22 protein-coding genes are annotated in these 14,597 nt (G+C 67.3%); 15 read left to right on the forward strand and 7 right to left on the reverse strand.

The genetic code is table 11. From position 1 onward, the window contains the following. The first annotated feature begins 33 nt into the window (after positions 1 to 33). From MKAN_RS30630 to rplO, 11 genes are all read left to right on the forward strand, one after another. On the forward strand, positions 34 to 183 hold the full coding sequence (locus MKAN_RS30630) for a hypothetical protein (RefSeq protein WP_023370949.1): 150 nt from the start codon (positions 34 to 36) through the stop codon (positions 181 to 183). A gap of 141 nt (positions 184 to 324) precedes the next feature. Beyond that, the gene (rplN, locus tag MKAN_RS18830; RefSeq protein WP_023370951.1) at positions 325 to 693 is read left to right on the forward strand and encodes a 50S ribosomal protein L14; all 369 of its coding nucleotides are present in this window, start codon (positions 325 to 327) and stop codon (positions 691 to 693) included. Beyond that, the gene (rplX, locus tag MKAN_RS18835; RefSeq protein WP_023370953.1) at positions 694 to 1,011 is read left to right on the forward strand and encodes a 50S ribosomal protein L24; all 318 of its coding nucleotides are present in this window, start codon (positions 694 to 696) and stop codon (positions 1,009 to 1,011) included. It abuts the gene before it with no gap. Then, on the forward strand, positions 1,011 to 1,574 hold the full coding sequence (gene rplE / locus MKAN_RS18840; protein ID WP_023370955.1) for a 50S ribosomal protein L5: 564 nt from the start codon (positions 1,011 to 1,013) through the stop codon (positions 1,572 to 1,574). Before rplX ends, rplE begins: the two co-directional genes overlap by 1 nt. A 4-nt stretch (positions 1,575 to 1,578) precedes the next feature. Continuing rightward, positions 1,579 to 1,764, forward strand: a complete 186-nt coding sequence (locus MKAN_RS18845; RefSeq protein WP_011739072.1) for a type Z 30S ribosomal protein S14 — start codon at positions 1,579 to 1,581, stop codon at positions 1,762 to 1,764. 26 nt (positions 1,765 to 1,790) lie between these two features. Beyond that, complete coding sequence (rpsH, locus tag MKAN_RS18850) at positions 1,791 to 2,189, forward strand: 30S ribosomal protein S8 (RefSeq protein ID WP_023370958.1); 399 nt, start codon at positions 1,791 to 1,793, stop codon at positions 2,187 to 2,189. 23 nt (positions 2,190 to 2,212) lie between these two features. Then, the gene (gene rplF, locus MKAN_RS18855; protein ID WP_023370960.1) at positions 2,213 to 2,752 is read left to right on the forward strand and encodes a 50S ribosomal protein L6; all 540 of its coding nucleotides are present in this window, start codon (positions 2,213 to 2,215) and stop codon (positions 2,750 to 2,752) included. A 41-nt stretch (positions 2,753 to 2,793) separates the two neighbouring features. Next, positions 2,794 to 3,162, forward strand: coding sequence for a 50S ribosomal protein L18 (gene rplR, locus MKAN_RS18860; protein ID WP_036391499.1), 369 nt, complete (start codon positions 2,794 to 2,796; stop codon positions 3,160 to 3,162). 19 nt (positions 3,163 to 3,181) lie between these two features. Beyond that, positions 3,182 to 3,838, forward strand: coding sequence for a 30S ribosomal protein S5 (gene rpsE, locus MKAN_RS18865; RefSeq protein ID WP_023370964.1), 657 nt, complete (start codon positions 3,182 to 3,184; stop codon positions 3,836 to 3,838). Next, on the forward strand, positions 3,835 to 4,044 hold the full coding sequence (gene rpmD, locus MKAN_RS18870; protein WP_023370966.1) for a 50S ribosomal protein L30: 210 nt from the start codon (positions 3,835 to 3,837) through the stop codon (positions 4,042 to 4,044). Before rpsE ends, rpmD begins: the two co-directional genes overlap by 4 nt. Then, on the forward strand, positions 4,041 to 4,484 hold the full coding sequence (gene rplO, locus MKAN_RS18875) for a 50S ribosomal protein L15 (protein ID WP_023370968.1): 444 nt from the start codon (positions 4,041 to 4,043) through the stop codon (positions 4,482 to 4,484). The genes rpmD and rplO overlap by 4 nt, the downstream gene beginning before the upstream one ends. A 68-nt stretch (positions 4,485 to 4,552) precedes the next feature. Here the strand turns inward: rplO and MKAN_RS18880 are convergent, their stop codons facing one another. After that, the gene (locus MKAN_RS18880) at positions 4,553 to 5,482 is read right to left on the reverse strand and encodes an LLM class flavin-dependent oxidoreductase (RefSeq protein ID WP_023370970.1); all 930 of its coding nucleotides are present in this window, start codon (positions 5,480 to 5,482) and stop codon (positions 4,553 to 4,555) included. 50 nt (positions 5,483 to 5,532) lie between these two features. Here MKAN_RS18880 and sppA point away from each other — a divergent pair, with 50 nt between their 5' ends. Continuing rightward, entirely contained in the window at positions 5,533 to 7,323 is a 1,791-nt protein-coding gene (sppA, locus tag MKAN_RS18885) for a signal peptide peptidase SppA (RefSeq protein WP_023370972.1), read from the forward strand. Here the strand turns inward: sppA and MKAN_RS18890 are convergent. Continuing rightward, positions 7,320 to 8,234 (reverse strand): class I SAM-dependent methyltransferase, encoded by a 915-nt coding sequence (locus tag MKAN_RS18890; protein ID WP_023370974.1) that lies wholly within the window; start codon positions 8,232 to 8,234, stop codon positions 7,320 to 7,322. The genes sppA and MKAN_RS18890 overlap by 4 nt on opposite strands. Positions 8,235 to 8,336: 102 nt before the next feature. Then, positions 8,337 to 9,035, reverse strand: a complete 699-nt coding sequence (locus MKAN_RS18895) for a class I SAM-dependent methyltransferase (RefSeq protein ID WP_042312660.1) — start codon at positions 9,033 to 9,035, stop codon at positions 8,337 to 8,339. 66 nt (positions 9,036 to 9,101) lie between these two features. Here MKAN_RS18895 and MKAN_RS18900 point away from each other — a divergent pair, with 66 nt between their 5' ends. After that, on the forward strand, positions 9,102 to 9,875 hold the full coding sequence (locus MKAN_RS18900) for an SDR family NAD(P)-dependent oxidoreductase (RefSeq protein WP_036391503.1): 774 nt from the start codon (positions 9,102 to 9,104) through the stop codon (positions 9,873 to 9,875). Beyond that, complete coding sequence (locus MKAN_RS18905) at positions 9,872 to 11,104, forward strand: zinc-dependent alcohol dehydrogenase (RefSeq protein WP_023370980.1); 1,233 nt, start codon at positions 9,872 to 9,874, stop codon at positions 11,102 to 11,104. The genes MKAN_RS18900 and MKAN_RS18905 overlap by 4 nt, the downstream gene beginning before the upstream one ends. 9 nt (positions 11,105 to 11,113) lie before the next feature. On the opposite strand, the gene MKAN_RS30635 is transcribed toward MKAN_RS18905, so the two are convergent. Together MKAN_RS30635 and MKAN_RS18910 are read right to left on the reverse strand one after the other, a co-directional pair. Beyond that, a complete protein-coding gene (locus MKAN_RS30635; RefSeq protein WP_155254707.1) occupies positions 11,114 to 11,272 on the reverse strand; it encodes a hypothetical protein in 159 nt (52 codons plus the stop codon). Continuing rightward, positions 11,269 to 11,943 (reverse strand): class I SAM-dependent methyltransferase, encoded by a 675-nt coding sequence (locus tag MKAN_RS18910; protein ID WP_036390925.1) that lies wholly within the window; start codon positions 11,941 to 11,943, stop codon positions 11,269 to 11,271. Before MKAN_RS18910 ends, MKAN_RS30635 begins: the two co-directional genes overlap by 4 nt. Before the next feature lie 73 nt (positions 11,944 to 12,016). Here MKAN_RS18910 and MKAN_RS18915 point away from each other — a divergent pair, with 73 nt between their 5' ends. Then, entirely contained in the window at positions 12,017 to 12,877 is an 861-nt protein-coding gene (locus MKAN_RS18915; protein ID WP_023370984.1) for a helix-turn-helix transcriptional regulator, read from the forward strand. Between the two features lie 55 nt (positions 12,878 to 12,932). Here the strand turns inward: MKAN_RS18915 and MKAN_RS18920 are convergent, their stop codons facing one another. Further along, positions 12,933 to 13,604 (reverse strand): L-fuculose-phosphate aldolase, encoded by a 672-nt coding sequence (locus tag MKAN_RS18920; RefSeq protein WP_023370986.1) that lies wholly within the window; start codon positions 13,602 to 13,604, stop codon positions 12,933 to 12,935. Further along, positions 13,601 to 14,590, reverse strand: coding sequence for an NAD(P)-dependent oxidoreductase (locus MKAN_RS18925; RefSeq protein ID WP_023370988.1), 990 nt, complete (start codon positions 14,588 to 14,590; stop codon positions 13,601 to 13,603). The genes MKAN_RS18920 and MKAN_RS18925 overlap by 4 nt, the downstream gene beginning before the upstream one ends. Positions 14,591 to 14,597 lie beyond the last annotated feature (7 nt).

The following is a 14,597-nucleotide window of genomic DNA, read 5'->3' on the forward strand; positions in this document are numbered from 1 at the left end:
CCTGTTTCACCGGTTCAACAGGATGATCCGGGGATGGGCAGAGTGGAGAGCCGGATGCGGACAACCCATGTCGCCACCCCCGGCAGCGCCCTGCTGTTTCCCAGCCTGAGCGCACCCGGCGCCGAGCTGCCCCCACCCGTCTGGGTGGCCCTCGAATTTGGCTCTGAGCTGGCCGTCCCCTAGACTCTAGGGGTTGCCTTGGGCAGACCTCGGCTGGTGCGTGTAAGCGTTATCGGCCCCGCGTGCCCGTGGGCAGCAAAGACCGCGCACGTCTGGTGTTTGGTGAACCCTGCCGTGCACACGTCAACCAGGTCAGGAGATCTAGTGATTCAGCAGGAATCGCGGCTCAAGGTCGCCGACAACACCGGCGCCAAGGAGATCTTGTGCATCCGCGTGCTCGGCGGATCGTCGCGACGCTATGCCGGCATCGGTGACGTCATCGTCGCCACGGTCAAGGACGCGATTCCCGGCGGCAACGTCAAGCGCGGAGACGTCGTCAAGGCCGTCGTGGTGCGCACCGCCAAGGAACGCCGGCGTCCCGACGGCAGCTACATCAAGTTCGACGAGAACGCCGCAGTGATCATCAAGCCCGACAACGACCCGCGCGGAACCCGCATCTTCGGGCCGGTCGGGCGCGAACTGCGGGAGAAGCGATTCATGAAGATCATCTCGCTGGCCCCGGAGGTGTTGTAGATGAAGGTCCATAAGGGCGACACCGTGCTGGTGATTGCCGGTAAAGACAAAGGGGCCAAGGGCAAGGTCTTGCAGGCTTACCCGGACCGTAACCGGATCCTGGTCGAGGGCGTCAACCGGATCAAGAAGCACACCGCGGTTTCCACCAACCAACGTGGTGCCAGGTCGGGCGGTATCGTCACCCAGGAGGCCCCGATCCACGTCTCCAACGTGATGGTCGTCGACTCCGACGGCAATCCCACCCGAATCGGCTACCGGGTCGACGAGGAAACCGGCAAACGGGTCCGTATCTCGAAGCGCAACGGCAAGGACATCTGATGACCACTGCGGAGAAGACCTTGCCGCGCCTAAAAGAGCGCTACCGCAACGAGATCCGCGGCACGCTGCAAAAGGAGTTCGGCTACCGCAACGTCATGCAGATCCCGACCGTGACCAAGGTCGTGGTCAACATGGGGGTCGGTGAGGCCGCTCGGGACGCCAAGCTGATCAACGGCGCGGTCAACGACCTGGCACTGATCACGGGGCAGCGGCCGGAAATTCGCCGGGCACGTAAGTCCATCGCGCAGTTCAAATTGCGTGAGGGCATGCCGGTCGGCGTGCGCGTCACGCTGCGCGGCGACCGGATGTGGGAGTTCCTCGACCGGCTCACCTCGATCGCATTGCCGCGTATCCGCGACTTCCGCGGGTTGTCGCCCAAACAATTCGACGGAGTGGGCAACTACACCTTCGGACTGGCCGAGCAGTCGGTGTTCCACGAGATCGACGTGGACAAGATCGACCGGGTCCGCGGCATGGACATCAACGTCGTCACCTCGGCGACAACCGACGAGGAAGGACGAGTGCTGTTGCGGGCCCTCGGCTTCCCCTTCAAGGAGAACTGAGCAGATGGCGAAGAAGGCACTGGTCAACAAGGCCGCGCGCAAGCCCAAGTTCGCGGTGCGCGGCTACACCCGATGCAGCAAGTGTGGCCGCCCGCGCGCGGTGTTCCGCAAGTTCGGGTTATGCAGGATTTGCCTGCGCGAGATGGCGCATGCGGGTGAGTTACCCGGTGTGCAAAAGAGCAGCTGGTAACCGCGAGGAAGGGTACAGACGCTGTCATGACCATGACTGACCCGATCGCAGACTTCTTGACCCGTCTGCGCAATGCCAATTCGGCGTACCACGACGAGGTGCGGTTGCCGCATTCCAAGATCAAGGCCAACATCGCCCAAATCCTCAAGAACGAGGGCTACATCAGCGACTTCCGCACCGAGGATGCTCGGGTCGGCAAATCGCTGATCGTGCAGCTCAAGTACGGGCCCAGCCGGGAGCGCAGCATCGCCGGTTTGCGCCGGGTGTCCAAGCCGGGGTTACGGGTATACGCGAAATCCACCAATCTGCCGCGGGTACTCGGCGGCCTGGGTGTGGCGATCATTTCGACATCCTCGGGCCTGCTCACCGACCGTCAGGCAGCCAGACAGGGCGTGGGCGGCGAAGTCCTCGCATATGTCTGGTGAGAGTGTGGTGAGAGGAAGCAACCATGTCGCGCATTGGTAAGCAACCCATTCCGGTACCCCCCGGAGTCGACGTCACGATCGACGGCCAGAACATCTCCGTCAAGGGGCCGAAGGGTGCCCTGGACATGACGGTCGCCGAGCCAATCACGGTGTCCCGCAACGATGATGGCGCCATCGTCGTCACGCGGCCCAACGATGAGCGGCGCAACCGCTCCCTGCACGGGCTGTCGCGCACTCTGGTGTCCAACCTGGTCACCGGCGTGACTCAGGGATACACCACCAAAATGGAGATCTACGGTGTCGGTTACCGCGTCCAGCTGAAGGGCGCCAATCTCGAGTTCGCGCTCGGATACAGCCACCCGGTGGTGATCGAAGCGCCCGAAGGCATCACGTTCGCGGTCCAGGCGCCGACGAAGTTCACGGTGTCCGGGATCGACAAGCAGAAGGTCGGCCAGATTTCGGCGAATATCCGCCGGCTGCGTCGTCCCGACCCGTACAAGGGCAAGGGCGTGCGGTACGAAGGCGAGCAGATCCGCCGCAAGGTCGGGAAGACAGGTAAGTAGTCATGGCGCAATCACAAGCTGAAACCGCTGCGCGAAAGCCGGTGGGGCAGAGCGTATCCGCAACCCGGCGCGTCTCCCGGCTGCGCAGGCACGCACGGCTGCGCAAGAAGATCGCCGGCACCCCGCAGCGTCCCCGGCTGGTGGTACACCGGTCCGCGCGGCACATTCATGTACAACTGGTGAACGATCTCAACGGCACCACCCTGGCCGCCGCGTCCTCGATCGAAGCCGATGTGCGTGGTCTGGACGGGGACAAGAAAGCCCGTAGCGTGCGGGTCGGCCAGTTGATCGCCGAACGTGCCAAGGCGGCCGGCATTGACACCGTGGTATTCGACCGCGGCGGCTACAGCTACGGCGGGCGGATCGCGGCGCTGGCCGATGCCGCACGCGAGAACGGATTGAACTTCTGATGAACGGGAGGACCGCATAATGGCGGAACAGTCGGCTGGTGGGCAAGGCGCCCCAGACAGCCGCGACTCGCGTGACGGCCGGGGCCGTCGCGACAGCGGCCGCGGCGGCGGCCGCGACGGCGACAAGAGCAACTACTTGGAGCGCGTCGTGGCCATCAACCGGGTTTCCAAAGTGGTCAAGGGTGGTCGGCGATTCAGCTTCACCGCGCTGGTCATCGTGGGCGACGGCAACGGGATGGTCGGTGTCGGCTACGGCAAGGCCAAGGAGGTTCCGGCCGCGATCGCCAAGGGTGTCGAGGAGGCTCGCAAAGGCTTTTTCCGGGTCCCGTTGATCCGCGGCACCATCACGCACCCGGTGCAGGGTGAGGCGGCCGCCGGCGTGGTGCTGTTGCGCCCGGCCAGCCCCGGTACCGGCGTGATCGCCGGTGGTGCGGCGCGCGCGGTGCTGGAATGCGCTGGCGTGCACGACATTCTGGCCAAATCGCTGGGCAGCGACAACGCGATCAACGTGGTGCACGCCACCGTGGCTGCGCTGAAGATGCTGCAGCGTCCCGAGGAAGTGGCCGCCCGGCGCGGTCTGCCGATCGAGGACGTCGCCCCGGCCGGCATGCTGAAGGCGCGGCGGGAAAGTGACGCGCTGGCCGCCGCCGCGGTGCGGGAGGCGGCACAGCCATGAGCCAACTTAGGATCACCCAGGTGCGTAGCACCATCGGGGCCCGCTGGAAGCAGCGCGAGAGCCTGCGCACTCTGGGCTTGCGGCGGATTCGCCACTCGGTGGTTCGTGAGGACAACCCCCAGACCCGCGGGCTGATCGCGGTGGTGCGGCACCTCGTCGAGGTGGAGTCCACAAGCGTAGCGGCGACCGGAGGTAAGACCAAGTGACCATCAAGCTGCACGACCTGCGGCCGGCGCGCGGATCGAAGACCGCACGCACCCGTGTCGGCCGCGGTGAGGGGTCCAAGGGCAAGTCGGCCGGCCGCGGTACCAAGGGCACCAAGGCGCGCAAGCAGGTGCCGGTGACCTTCGAGGGCGGGCAGATGCCCATCCACATGCGGTTGCCCAAGCTCAAAGGATTCCGCAACCGGTTCCGCACCGAGTACGAGATCGTCAACGTCGGCGACATCAACCGGCTGTTCCCGCAGGGCGGCACCGTCGGCGTCGAGGATCTGGTGGCCAAGGGAGCCGTTCGCAAGAACGCTCTGGTCAAGGTGCTCGGTGACGGCAAGCTGACCGTCAAGGTCGACCTCACCGCGCACAAGTTCAGCGGTAGCGCACGCGATAAGATCACCGCTGCGGGCGGCTCAGCCACCGAGCTCTCATAGTCCCGCGAGCAGACACACAATCGCACCGATCCGCATTCCGGAATGCGATTCTGTGTCTGCCGGCGCGGCTAGTCCAGGCGCGGAACCACCTCGGCGGCAAGGCGTTCCATCTGGTCGCGGTTCTGCGCGACGTCGGTGCCCACCGGATTGAGCAGCAGCATCTCGGCTCCGGCGTCGATCACTTCGCTCAGCCCCCGGACGACGTCATCGGGCGTGCCCGCCACTGCCACCGAATCGATGCCGGACATCCCACCGCCGTAGATGGCGCGTAACCCGTCGAGCACCCCCTCGCGGGCCCGGTCGCCGTCGTCGTCCACCATCAGATAAACCCGTTTGCCGATGGTGAAGGTTGCCGGATCCTTGTGTTGTTCGGCGAGCTCACGGCGCACGACGGTGACGGCTTGGGCAAAGTCGGCCGTGGTCGACGACCCCGCCCCCAGGAACGCGTCACCGTGGCGCACCGCTCTGGCCAGCGCCGTGGGCGCACGGCCACCGAACCAGATCGGCGGGTGCGGTCGCTGCACCGGTTTGGGCGCGATGGGCAGGTCGTCGACGTCGCGGAACCGGCCGTGGAATTTCACCCGCGGCCTGTCGGACCACGCCGCTTTCATCAGGGCCAGGCCCTCGGTGAAATATCGGACATGGGTGGCCACGTCGACGCCGAAAGCCGCGAATCTGCGGGAACCGCCACCGGCCGCAATACCGAGATCGAGGCGGCCGTGGCTGAGCCGGTCGACGGCGGTCACCGCCGAGGCCAGCTGCAACGGATCATGCAGCGAGGTCACCAGAACACCGACCCCCAGCCGTAGCCGCGCGGTACAGGCAGCCGAATATGCCAGCAGCTCCAACGGCGCCAGCAGCGGTGACTCGCCGACGATCTGCTCGAGCACCCATCCGCCTTCGAACCCCAACTCCTCGGCGCGACCCAGATACGAGCGCAGCCCCGCGGTGTCGAAGTCGTCGTAGTCCAGCTGGGGGATCGCGATGCAAAACCGCACACGTTCACCGTACGGTCGCTGCCCGCCGGCTATCGGTAGGCTGGATAAACATGTTCGCCTTACTGTCTTTTCTGCCTGGCGTCGACGACGTGCGCGCCCTGGCTGACCGGGTCGACACCGCGCGCCACCACGGCGTGCCCAACGGCTGCGTGCTCGAATTCAATCTGCGCAACATGCCGGTGGAGACGACAGGTTTCGACCCGCTGACAATCCTGTCCGGAGGCGGCCGGCCGATGGCTCTGCGCGACGCCGTCGCCGCGATCCATCGGGCCGCCGAGGATCCACGGGTCGCCGGAATGATTGCGCGTGTCCAGCTTCCGCCGTCGCCCGCCGGCGCTGTTCAGGAACTTCGGGAGGCCATCGCGGCCTTCAGTGCCGTCAAGCCGTCGGTGGCCTGGGCGGAAACCTATCCGGGCACGCTGTCCTACTACCTGGCTTCGGCATTCCGCGAGATCTGGCTGCAGCCCTCGGGAAGTGTCGGGCTGATCGGCTTTGCTAGCAACGCGATGTTCTTGCGCGACGCGCTGGACAAGGCCGGCATCGAAGCCGAGGTCGTCACGCGAGGCGAATATAAGTCGGCGGCAAACCTTTTCACCGAAGACGGTTACACCGACGCCCATCGCGAGGCTGTCACCCGGATGTTGGAAAGCCTGCAGAGCCAGGTGTGGCACGCGGTCGCCGAATCTCGGCGCATCGACGTCGACGTGCTCAACGAGCTGGCCGACCGGGCTCCGCTGCTGCGCGACGAGGCGGTGGCCTCCGGTCTGATCGACCGGATCGGATTCCGCGACGAGGTCTACGCTCGAATAGCGGAACTGGTTGGTATAGAAGGTGTTTCGCTGGAATCTGTCGACACCGATGAGAAGCCGCCGCGAATGTACCTGGCGCGCTACGCGGGCACCGCGCGGTCGCGACTGGCGCCACCGGTACCGTCGATACCCGGCCGCCGGTCCAAGCCGACGATAGCGGTGGTCACCGTGGAAGGACCGATCGTCAACGGCCGCGGTGGGCCGCAGGGTCTTCCGTTCGGCCCGTCCAGCGCCGGTGGTGACACCATCGCCGCGGCACTACGGGAGGTGGCCGCCGACGACTCGATTTCGGCGATCGTGCTGCGGGTGGACAGCCCCGGGGGATCGGTCACCGCGTCGGAGACCATCTGGCGTGAGGTGAAGCGGGCCCGTCGCCGCGGCAAGCACGTCGTCGCATCGATGGGTGCGGTCGCCGCCTCCGGCGGCTACTACGTTTCGATGGCGGCCGATGCGATCGTCGCCAATCCCGGCACCATCACCGGTTCCATCGGGGTGATCACCGGTAAGCTGGTGGTTCGCGATCTGAAGGAGCGGCTGGGAGTCGGGTCGGAAACGTTGCGCACCAACGCCAACGCCGATGCCTGGTCGATAGACGAGCCGTTCACCCCGGAACAGCGGGCCCGCCGGGAGGCGGAGGCCGATCTGTTCTACGGCGACTTCGTGGCGCGCGTCGCCGAAGGCCGCAACCTCAGCACCGAAGCCGTCGATGTGGTGGCCCGGGGCCGGGTCTGGACCGGTGCCGACGCCCTCGAGCGCGGCCTTGTCGACGAACTCGGCGGCTTCCGCACGGCGGTGCGCCGCGCGAAAATCCTGGCCGGCCTGGACGAAGACACCGACGTTCGCCTGGTCAGCTACCCCGGCTCGTCGCTGTTGGACCTGCTACTGCCGCGCATGTCGTCGCGACCGGCGGCGGCCTCGGTACCCGATGCCGTCGGGACGCTGCTGATTCGCTCGATCGCCGGTGTCGTCGAGGGTATCGAACAGACACTCAGCGGTGCCAGCGCGTTATGGCTGGGGCAGTCGCGCCTCTAGGCGGACAAGACGGCGCTGATGAAGATGATCTCGCCGAGTGGGTCGTCGTCGTCGGGATCGGGCACCGGAATGCCGGCGCGCCGGAACAGTTCGGCTCGGGTCACGCCCTCGACGTCCCAGCCCTTGGCACTCAGGTAGTCGACGACGTGGTTGCGTTCGCCGGGGTACACCAGCGACGCCATGTCGATGTCGATGCCGTGTTCCCGGAAGGCCGCCGACCGCTCCCGGATCCGGTCGGCATCGAAATCCACTATGCCCGGCACGAATTCGGTGGCGATGGTGCTACCCGGGACGCTGAGGGCGGCGATGTTGTCGAACAGCCGGTCCTGGGCGTCCGGTGGTAAATAGATCAGCAGGCCTTCGGCCAGCCACGCCGTCGGTGCGGCCGCATCCAGGCCTGCCGCCCGCAGTGCCGTCGGCCAATCACCGCGCAGATCGATCGGGATCACCCGCCGAGAAGCGGTCGGCTCGGCACCCAGCCGAGCCAGCGTGGCTGTCTTGAACTCGGCCACCCGGGGCTGGTCCAACTCATAGACCACGGTTCCGGCCGGCCATGGCAGCCGGTAGGCGCGCGCGTCCAGGCCGGACGCCAGGATCACCGCCTGCCGGATTCCGCCTCCGGTGGCGTCGATGAAATAGTCGTCGAAGTACTTGGTTCGCACCGCCATTCCGTCGACCATTGCCTGCGCCCGGGCCGGCGACACATCTTGGAAGGCCGTCATATCGAGGTCGCCGTCGATCATTTTGATGAAGAAGTCGACGCCGACGGCCCGCACCAGCGGTTCAGCGAAGGGATCGTTGATCAACCCGCGGGGATCCTTGGTCGCCATCGCGCGCCCCGCGGCGACCATGGTCGCGGTGACACCGACGCTGGAGGCCAGGTCCCAGCTGTCGTCGTGCGTGCGTGCCATGTCCGTCCTATCGGGGTCTAGTCGGGTTCCGGTGACGTAGCTTATGTCGCCGATGCGCGCCGGCTGCCACCGTCGGTCGGGTAAGTCGTGACTCGATTCATATCATTCGGTTTGCTGCCCGGTGGTCGGGGTGCGGGTGGCGCGATAGTAGGTGAGCCGCCCGAAGACACGATGCCGCTGTGTGTCGACCTCGGCGCAGTCGAACCCGGCCGTCGTCAGCAGCCGCGGAATCGCATCGCCGAGGTTGCCGGCGCCGTGGTGGCCGCGCACGATCAGTCGCGCGGCCAGGCCGTCGCGATCGGTCAGGTCACCCCCCATGTCGACCAGGTGCAGCCGGCCGCCGGGCCGCAAGACCCGGAATGCCTCTGCCGCGGCAGCGGTTTTCGCCGCATCGTCCAGGTGGTGCAGCATCATCGACGACAGCACCCGGTCGAACTCGCCGTCCGCATAGGGCAGCTGCTGGGCATAACAACGTTCGAAACGAATCCCGGTCAGCTGCGATGACTTTCGCTGCGCCCGGCGTAATGCCAGCGGGTCGGGATCACACCCGACCAGCTGCGCCGCTGGGTGGGCATGTTTGACCCGGATTGCCAGATTCCCAGTGCCACAACCGATTTCCAGGACACGCTGGTTGTCGCCGATATCGGCCTGCGCGATGAGCTTCTCGTAGACCCGGGTGAACCCAAAGAGCCGTGTCAACAGATCGTAGAGCGGCAGCAGCGCATCATGGCCCGCAGCCGGGAAGTAGTCATGCCGTTTTCCGAGGGTCGTGACGACGCGATGCAGATGATGGTGGGCCACAAAAGCCAGGATAAGGCGCTGGCTTTGGGCGACCCCGCGCGGCAACCTTGAACTATGTCCTACACGATGGCCGGCAGGCGGGTGTTGATCACGGGTGCATCATCGGGAGTAGGAGCGGCCCTGGCCAGGCGGCTGGCGGCCCAGGAGGCGGTGGTCGGGCTGATTGCCCGGCGGCGCGACCGGCTGGACGAGGTGCTGGCCGACTGCCGCCGGACCTCGCCGCAGTCCGCGATGTGGGCCGCCGACCTGGGCGACACCTCCGCGGCCGGACGGCTCGCCTTGCAGGCCTGGCACACCCTGGGGGGCATCGACGTACTGGTGAACAACGCCGCCATCCCCAAGCGCCGGGCCGTGACCGCGTTGAAGCCAGACGACGTCGAGGAGGTGATGCGGGTCAACTTCTTCGCGCCGATGCGGATGACGCTGGCGCTGCTGCCACGGATGCTGGCCCGTCGGTCCGGCATCGTCGTCAACGTGTCGAGTGTCGGCGGACGGCTCGGCATCACCCACGAAGCAGCCTATTGCGCAAGCAAATTCGCGCTCTGCGGCTGGAGCGAGGCGATGGCCGTCGACCTGGCGGGCACCGGGGTGTCGGTGAAGCTGGTCCAGCCCGGCCCGGTGGACACCGAGATCTGGGACCGGCCGGACAACGACGAGCCGCTCTATCGGGGGCCCAAGGTGGGTGCCGACCTGGTGGCCGAGGGCATCGTCGCCGCCATCGGCAGCGACCGCTTCGAGCACTATCTGCCCGAGGTGATGGCGCTCAAAGACGTCGTCGACGCCAAGAACGCCGACCTCGACGCGTTCATCGCCGGCGCGGCGGCCATGACCTGGCAATGAAGGCATTGGTTTACGGCGTGCCGCCGGAGCCGTTCGAGGTCCCCGGCGACGCCAACGCGCTCACGCGGAACCTGTCCCAGAGCCCGACGGGGCTGCGGCAACTACCCGAGCCGCGGTTGCTGCGACCGGACTGGGTGATCACCCGACCGCGGCTGACCGGCATCTGCGGGTCCGATTCCAAGCAGATCCTGATGGACTTCGGCGAGCATGACGCCGACAACGCGATGGCCGCGTTCTGCTCCTTCCCGCAAGTCATGGGCCACGAGGTGGTCGCCGACGTGGTCGAGCTGGGGCCGCAGGCCCGCGGACTGGCCGTGGGTCAGCGGGTGGTGCTCAACCCGTGGCTCTCCTGCGGGCCACGTGGCATCGAGCCGCCGTGCCCGGCCTGTGCCGGCGGCGACTACAGCCTGTGCTGGAGCTTCGCCGACGGTGACATCAAACCCGGAATCCACACCGGGGTGTCGGCCGACGTGACCGGCGGCTACGCCGAGTTGATGCCGGCCCACGACAGCATGCTGTTCGCGGTTCCCGACGCGGTTCCCGACGAGGCGGCCGTGTTCGCCGACCCCTTCTCGGTGTCGCTGCACGCGATCACCCGCCGCCCGCCGCCGCGCTCGGGCCGGGTGCTGGTGTACGGGGCCGGCTCGCTCGGGTTGTGCGCGCTGGCGATCCTGCGGGCGCTGTATCCGGACGTGGCGGTGGCCGTCGTCGCCCGGTTCCCGGCACAGGCCGAACTCGCCCGACGGTTCGGGGCCGCCAAAGTCCTTGCCCACGAACCACGTCTGGCCCTCATCGAGGAACTGGTGGCCTGGGGCGGCGGGCGGCTGCGCCAGCCGTTGCTGGGCCTGCCGATGGCCCATCCCGGCGCCGTCGACGTGGTCTACGACACCGTCGGCAAGCCGGAGACGTTCGAGGTGGGGGTGCGGGTGCTGACCTCGCGCGGCACGCTGGTCAAGGCCGGTGTCCACACCCCCGGCCGGTGGGAGTGGAGCCCGTTGTACTTCAAAGAGATCAGCTGGGTCGGATCCAACGCCTTCGGTGTCGAGGAGGTCGACGGTGTCCGCCGGCACGCCATTGCCCACTACCTCGAGTTGGTGGTAGCCGGCCGGGTGGACCTGCGGCCCATGCTGACCCACACCTTTGGGCTGGAGCGGTGGCGGGAGGCCTTCCTCGCGATCGCCGATCAGGGTGCGAGCGGGGCCGTCAAGGTGGCCATCGATCAGCGGTAGGGCACCGGGTCACGGCAGCGGGGGCGGACCCAGGATCTCGATGTCGCACGAACGGGCCAGTTCGGCAAGGGCAGCCGGACCAACACCCCAAGACCACACCGCCTGCTGAACCTCCGGAGTGAGAACCACCGGGGAGCTTGTCGTGCCGGCGCCGTTGTATTCAGTCATTCCGCCATTGTTGCGCGCGCCGGGCCGTCGGGTCGGGTGGCGCGGTAGTAGGTGAGACGTCCCATGATGCGATGGCGCTGCATGGCGACCTCGGAGCAGTCGAATCCGGCCGCACCCAGCAGTCGCGGAATTGCGTCGCCGAGGTTGGCGGCCGCGTGGCGGCTGCGCATGACGAGCCGGGCGGCCAGGCCGTCGCGGGCGGACATGTCGCCGCCGACGTCGACCAGATGCAGCCGGCCTCCGGGTCGCAGAACACGGAAAACATCTTTCGCCGCAGTTCTTTTCGCTGCCTCGTCCAGGTGGTGCAGCATCATCGACGACAGCACCCGGTCGAATTCGCCATCTGGGTAGGGCAGTTGCTGGGCGTAGCCGCGTTCGAAGCTGATGTCGTTGAGGCCCAGCGCCTTTCGGCGCGCACGGGCGAGGGCCAGGAGATCGGGATCGGACCCGGTCACCGCCACGCGGGGGTGGGATCGTTTGATCCGAATACTGAGATTGCCGGTACCGCAGCCGATTTCCAGGACGCGCTGGCCGTCGGCGAGTTCGGCCTGCCCGAGGAGAGTGTCGTAGACGCGTCGCATGCCCAATAGCCGGGTGAGCACATCGTAGCCGGGCAGCAGCGCGTCGTGCCCGGCGGCCGGCAGGTAGTCATGTGGATAATGTTTGACCATGGTGTCTATACTGAACTGTTGGTGCAATGAAGTATCGGTCGATCATCGGTAAAAGTAGGACTATCTTCGGTTCATGACCGTGCCAACCCGGGTGGTCCGGCAACGCGGCGGCGTGCCCGTCTACCAATATCGGGCGGATCCGGGTGCCCCGCCGGTATCGGTGTTCCGAGGCGGCGACCGCGGCGACCTCGGCGAACCGGGCCGTCACATCCACGATTTCCCCGCACTGTGGTACGTGCCCGCGGCGGGCGCGGTGTACGTGGCGGCCGCCGGTGAGGTGATCGACCCCGCTCAGGTAGGCGATGCCGACGACGGGGCCGGGGTGTTCTTCGATCCCGCTGCGCTCGGTGAGGACGGCCGATCGCCGTGGCCGGCGTGGCGGGCGCACCCGTTGCTGTTCCCGTTCCTGCATGGTCGGCCGGGCGGGCTGCTGCGGCTGCAGGTACCGGTGGCCCGACGGACGTTGTGGGACGACGCGATCCGGTCGATCGAAACCGAACTGACCGGGCGGCTGGCTGGCTACCGGCAGGCTGCCCTGGCCCATCTCACGCTGCTGCTGATCGATCTCGCCCGCCTGGCCGACGATGTGGTCGCAGACCTACGCCGCAGCGGTGAACCGTTGCTGGCCGAGGTGTTCGCGGTGATCGACCGCCGGCACGCCGAGCCGTTGTCGCTACGCGACGTGGCGCGCGAGCTCGGCATGACCCCGGGACACCTGACCACCGTCGTGCGCCGCCGCACCGGACGTACCGTCGGCGAGTGGATCATGGAGCGCCGCATGGCCGAGGCTCGCGGCTTGCTGGCCGACACCGATCTTCCGGTCAGCGAGGTTGCCCGGCGGGTGGGGGTGGGTGACCCCGGCTACTTCAGCAGACTGTTCGGCCGCATCCATGGCGCCTCGCCGCGGCAGTGGCGCGAGCTGAGCCGATTGTGAATCTCCCGGAGCCTTCGCGGCGTGTCGCGTCGCACGGTTCACAGTCGGCGCGCAGCTACGTATTGGCGCGCAGGTAGCCGTAGACACCGGCGAAGTTGCGGTTCACGTCCTCGGGGATAGCTACCGGTCCACCGAGAGCGCGTGCGCCCCAGACGATTTGGGCGGACCGCTCGACCAGGGCGGTGACGTGCAAGACCTTGTCCGGCCGGGGACCGACGGCCACCAGGCCGTGGTTGGCGATCAGGGCCGCGGCGCGGTCCTGCAAAGCTTGGACCGCGTTGCGCCCGACCTCGGCGGTGCCGGACGCGGCGTACTCGGTGCAGCGAACGTCCCCGCCGCAGTAGACGGCGAACTCGTCGATGCAGGCCGGAATCGGCTGATGGGCGATGGCGAACATGGTCGCCCACACCGGATGGCTGTGGATGACGCTGCCGATGTCGTCGAACGCCTGGTAACACGCCAGATGCAGCTTCATCTCCGTCGACGGCGAGCGCCCCGGCTTAGCGTGCAGCACAACCCCTTCCGGGTCGACGAGGACCAGGTCGTCGAGGACCATCGCGCTGTAGTCGACCGACGACGGCGTGATGACGATGTTGCCGTCGCTGCGCCGGGCCGAGATATTGCCCGCCGTTCCTTCGACCAGGCCGCGGCGCAGCATGTCCTTGGCCGCCGCCAGCACCGCGCCCTCCGGATCGTCCACGTACTTCGCGGATGTCACCGATGTCATGAGCCGAGCACCTCCGGGTTGACGATATGGGTGGGCCGGTTGCCGGACAGCAGCGCCTCCAGGTCGTCGGCCACCAGCTGCGCCTGCCGGGCCTCAGTGTTCCACGTTGCCCCGCCGATGTGCGGCGTCAGCACCACGTTGGGCATGCCCGTCAGCGGATGATCGGCCGGCAGCCATTCGCCGGCGAAGTGGTCGAGCCCGGCGGCGGCCACCTTGCCGCTGCGCAGGGCATCCACCAGCGCAACGATGTCGTGCAGCTGCGCCCGGGCGGTGTTGAGGAAGACGACGCCGTCGCGCATGGCCGCGAACTGCTCGGCGCCGATCATGCCCGCAGTCTCGTCGGTGACCGGCGCGTGCAGGGAGACGACGTCGGATTCGGCGAGCAGCTCGTCTAGGCCGTGGCGGGCTTCGTCGCTGTACGGGTCGTGGGCGATGACCCGCAAACCCAGCCCGGTGAGTCGCCATCGCAGCGCGCGGCCCACCGCGCCCAGACCCACCAGTCCCGCGGTGAGCCCGGCGATCTCCCAGCCGCGGAATCGTTGATAGGGAATCGTGCCGTCGCGAAACACGTTGCCGGAACGCACCTCTGCATCCGCGGTCAGGACGTGGCGGGTGACCGTCAGCAGCAGCGCCACCGTCATCTCGGCAACCGCGTCGGCGTTGCGGGCCGGGGTGTTCAGCACCGGGATGCCGGCCGCGGTGGCGCCGGCGATGTCGACGTTGTTGGGATCCCCGCGGGTGGCCGCTACGGCGATCAGGGGCCGCGACCTCTGCTCGAACACCGGCCCGCTGATCGAATCCGATTCCACCACAACGATATCGGCGGCCTCGACGGTGATCCGTTCGGCCAGCTGCTCGGCGTTGTAGATGCGCAGTGGGTTCTGGTCTATCCAGGGGTCGTATACGACATCGGCCAGGTGCTGCAGTTTGGCCAGCCCCGGTCCTCGCAGCGGGGCCGTCACCAGGGCGCGCGGTCGCGACGTCACGTATGCC

This window comes from Mycobacterium kansasii ATCC 12478 (genome assembly GCF_000157895.3).
Classification (GTDB): domain Bacteria; phylum Actinomycetota; class Actinomycetes; order Mycobacteriales; family Mycobacteriaceae; genus Mycobacterium; species Mycobacterium kansasii.

Bases quoted from the DNA above. Each gene is read 5' to 3' on its own strand.
- MKAN_RS18910 (WP_036390925.1), bottom strand. From the start codon at position 11,943: ATGGTCAAACATTATCCACATGACTACCTGCCGGCCGCCGGGCACGAC.
- MKAN_RS18920 (WP_023370986.1), bottom strand. From the start codon at position 13,604: ATGACATCGGTGACATCCGCGAAGTACGTGGACGATCCGGAGGGCGCG.
- MKAN_RS18915 (WP_023370984.1), top strand. From the start codon at position 12,017: ATGACCGTGCCAACCCGGGTGGTCCGGCAACGCGGCGGCGTGCCCGTC.
- MKAN_RS30630 (WP_023370949.1), top strand. From the start codon at position 34: ATGGGCAGAGTGGAGAGCCGGATGCGGACAACCCATGTCGCCACCCCC.
- MKAN_RS18900 (WP_036391503.1), top strand. From the start codon at position 9,102: ATGGCCGGCAGGCGGGTGTTGATCACGGGTGCATCATCGGGAGTAGGA.
- MKAN_RS18845 (WP_011739072.1), top strand. From the start codon at position 1,579: ATGGCGAAGAAGGCACTGGTCAACAAGGCCGCGCGCAAGCCCAAGTTC.
- rplX (WP_023370953.1), top strand. From the start codon at position 694: ATGAAGGTCCATAAGGGCGACACCGTGCTGGTGATTGCCGGTAAAGAC.
- MKAN_RS30635 (WP_155254707.1), bottom strand. From the start codon at position 11,272: ATGACTGAATACAACGGCGCCGGCACGACAAGCTCCCCGGTGGTTCTC.
- MKAN_RS18890 (WP_023370974.1), bottom strand. From the start codon at position 8,234: ATGGCACGCACGCACGACGACAGCTGGGACCTGGCCTCCAGCGTCGGT.
- rplF (WP_023370960.1), top strand. From the start codon at position 2,213: ATGTCGCGCATTGGTAAGCAACCCATTCCGGTACCCCCCGGAGTCGAC.
- rplE (WP_023370955.1), top strand. From the start codon at position 1,011: ATGACCACTGCGGAGAAGACCTTGCCGCGCCTAAAAGAGCGCTACCGC.
- rpsH (WP_023370958.1), top strand. From the start codon at position 1,791: ATGACCATGACTGACCCGATCGCAGACTTCTTGACCCGTCTGCGCAAT.
- sppA (WP_023370972.1), top strand. From the start codon at position 5,533: ATGTTCGCCTTACTGTCTTTTCTGCCTGGCGTCGACGACGTGCGCGCC.
- rpsE (WP_023370964.1), top strand. From the start codon at position 3,182: ATGGCGGAACAGTCGGCTGGTGGGCAAGGCGCCCCAGACAGCCGCGAC.
- rpmD (WP_023370966.1), top strand. From the start codon at position 3,835: ATGAGCCAACTTAGGATCACCCAGGTGCGTAGCACCATCGGGGCCCGC.
- MKAN_RS18905 (WP_023370980.1), top strand. From the start codon at position 9,872: ATGAAGGCATTGGTTTACGGCGTGCCGCCGGAGCCGTTCGAGGTCCCC.